This is a genomic window from uncultured Candidatus Kuenenia sp., from assembly GCF_900696675.1.
Classification (GTDB): domain Bacteria; phylum Planctomycetota; class Brocadiia; order Brocadiales; family Brocadiaceae; genus Kuenenia; species Kuenenia stuttgartiensis_A.
Genome location: NZ_CAADGZ010000218.1, coordinates 1 through 3,077, shown reverse-complemented (window position 1 = coordinate 3,077; position 3,077 = coordinate 1). Strand labels below are relative to the sequence as shown.

3 protein-coding genes are annotated in these 3,077 nt (G+C 41.6%); 1 reads left to right on the top strand and 2 read right to left on the bottom strand.

All coding sequences use genetic code 11. The annotated features are described in order from the left end of the window. Positions 1-399: 399 nt before the first annotated feature. Positions 400-1,935, top strand: coding sequence for a cobyric acid synthase (locus QZT26_RS17030; RefSeq protein WP_099323657.1), 1,536 nt, complete (start codon positions 400-402; stop codon positions 1,933-1,935). 178 nt (positions 1,936-2,113) lie between these two features. On the opposite strand, the gene QZT26_RS17025 is transcribed toward QZT26_RS17030, so the two are convergent. Together QZT26_RS17025 and QZT26_RS17020 are read right to left on the bottom strand one after the other, a co-directional pair. Beyond that, on the bottom strand, positions 2,114-2,581 hold the full coding sequence (locus tag QZT26_RS17025; protein ID WP_099323658.1) for an MOSC domain-containing protein: 468 nt from the start codon (positions 2,579-2,581) through the stop codon (positions 2,114-2,116). Positions 2,582-2,617: 36 nt separating this feature from the next. Further along, a complete protein-coding gene (locus QZT26_RS17020) occupies positions 2,618-2,818 on the bottom strand; it encodes a hypothetical protein (RefSeq protein ID WP_099323659.1) in 201 nt (66 codons plus the stop codon). Between the last annotated feature and the right edge of the window lie 259 nt (positions 2,819-3,077).

The window sequence follows — 3,077 nt, the reverse complement described above, 5'->3', positions numbered from 1 at the left end:
CGTGGTGATGGCCATCCCGGAAGTGAAGTACTTTGGCGAGGCATGTCACGTTTGGCTGATATTGAAGTTGCTTACGAACTTTACACCACTTAGCCTTCAGCTCAATTGGCCGTACAACTACGGTGCTCTTGAAATTTGTGGGTAAAGATTAGCTTTATTAAGGGAGACTTTTCTGGCCGTTTGCTTAACTTAATGACATTGGGTTACAAGCCTGAACCCGCAGTAGTTCCCTTAACAGTGATTTCTTTACACACTTTCATTTGTCAGTGCGTGCTTTTTGGCAAAATATTTATTGGCCTTTTATGCAGTTTGGCAATCGATAAATTGCAGATTAAGGATTGAGGATTGTTTTCGTATTTGTTTGGTTCTAGCTATGCCAGTTTAGGGACGTGATTATTTATGAAAAACAAATCAATAATGATACAGGGCACCGGTTCTCACGTAGGAAAAAGTATTCTTGTATGTGCCTTGTGCCGGATATTAAAACAGGATGGTTTTAGCGTGGCCCCCTTTAAGGCGCAAAACATGGCGCTGAATTCTTTTGTGACAAAAGAGGGTAAAGAAATGGGGCGTGCACAGGTAGCGCAGGCAGAGGCGGCAAAAACAGAGCCTGTGGTTGAAATGAATCCTATTCTTTTAAAACCTACGGGAGATTGTGGTTCCCAGGTTATTGTTATGGGAAAACCCGTTGGGAATATGACGGCAAAAGAATATTATCAAAAAAAGGGAGAGTTGGTTTCGGTCATACAGGATGCCTACACTGCCTTACAACGGCAATTTGATATTATCGTTATAGAAGGGGCGGGAAGCCCGGCGGAAATAAACCTGAAAGACGGCGATATTGTTAACATGGGAATGGCGAAAATGGCCTCTGCCCCTGTATTGCTCGTTACGGATATAGACAGAGGAGGGGCATTTGCCTGGATAGTGGGAACAATGGAACTGCTGAATACAGATGAAAGAGAAAGGGTGAAAGGCATTGTCTTTAATAAATTCCGGGGGGATAAAAATATATTGAAACCGGGTCTGGAAATGCTTGAGGGACGCATCAAACGGCCCGTCATCGGCGTAGTGCCATATCTCCATAATCTTAACATTGACGATGAAGATTCCGTTTCACTCGAAAGCTATAAGAACAATAACAATGGGGCAGAAAAGAGATGTTTGGATATTGTAGCGATTAAACTGCCCCGCATATCGAATTTCACAGATTTTAACGCACTGGCGCAGGAAGACGATGTAAACATGAGGCTTGTGGATAATGCGGATGAGATTGGCAAGCCGGATATGCTCATTATCCCCGGCACGAAAAATACCATAGGCGATTTGCATTTTTTGAAGGAAAGAGGTATTTTCAACAAAATCATAACCCTTTCAAATAGCGGAACAATGATTGTTGGTATCTGTGGCGGCTATCAAATGATGGGGAAACAGATTAATGATCCCTATCATGTTGAATCGCAAGCGGACGGTGCGCAAGGTTTGTGTTTAGTTAACAGCATTACTACTTTTGAAACATCAAAACAAACGTTTCAGGTAAGAGCAAAGGTTGGGGCGTATAAACCATTCGCCGGCATGCAGGAGGACATTCAGGGGTATGAAATTCATATGGGAAGAACACGATTTGAAGACGCGAACACCTGTACGCCATTTGCAAGGATTATTGAACGGGCGGGCAAACAGGTTGATATCCCGGATGGGTGCATATCCCACGATGGAAATATTATGGGAACATACATACACGGGATTTTCGATAACGACGGGTTTCGTTCGGGACTCTTATTTTATCTGAAACAAAAAAAAGGCGTTCATGCCACAAAAACCTCTTCCATAAAGACCCAAAAGACAAAAGACGACAATTACAATGCATTGGCAGAGGCGGTCAGGGAAAATATAAATATGAATATGTTATATGATATATTGCAGATTCCATAGCACAGTAAAGTCGCAACCAAAGATACCCTCCCCGCTCCTTTTTATCATCTTCTTTGTGTCCTTTGTGTTCTGTATTCTTCGTACCCTTTGTGGTTAAACTCTTTTTGGTTCCTGAACCCGCAATGAGTGAGTACCTTAGTAAGAATATTCTGACAATTACGGCAAATGTTTCGACCTGCTATTCTTCTGCAATTCCTGTGATTTCTGCTGTTTGGCAGATCGTTACATCGTCGCCAATGGAAATTTTTCCCCCTTTTATCACACTGCATTTTACCCCACAACGCCAAAACGATTCCAGAGAACCCATTAACCCATGCGCAATCTCATCCATGCGCCAGCACGGCGTTGTCTTTCCATTTATTTTCAAAACAACATCTCCTACGCGCAGGAAAGTATCTTTCGTATCAACAAGAGACACCCCTTCTATAAACAAATTCGCCCTTCTGTTTGTCCAGGGCAATATCTTCTTTATGTCGGCACATGCTTCGTCCCATGCTTCATGTGTCAATACCGTGATTTGTCTTTTTTTAATACTTCCTTTATAATCGTTTTCAATACCATCGTTAATAGTAACATGCGCCTCGTTAACGATAATCATTGGCTCGCGTGAAGCCTTTTTTAAAGCAATACCAAGTAGTTTTCCCATGACATTTTTCTACAATACGTTGTTTATTCTTTCAGACTATCTTACGAATATCACCGCACTAAAGTGCGGATTTAATGGATGTGAGACTTGCTTGCACTCGCGCCCCTCTGCCCTCTTTTCGATTGCAGCTTTATCTTTCATTATTAATGGGTATTCGCTTAAATGAGAAATGGTGGTGATTAACATCGGCATTCGTTCCTCAAACTCGTTTTTAAGAAAACGCGTTTGATAACTCATAACATAATACTCAAGGGTTATACTATACTTTATGAGTTCACAAATAGGGATTTCTAAAACTAGATTTAACTTTTGTTGACACAAATAGTTATAGCATTTTTGAAATCACACTTTGTGAATCCCTTGAGTATAATGAGTGCCTTGAAGTATGGAATACCTGAGTGGTTGAAAATACCACCTCTGCGAGCCTAATCCTCGTAGAGAAGTTTGTGCCTATGCGCACACAATGGAGCAATCCGTATGCGTAGAAAGATAGCAT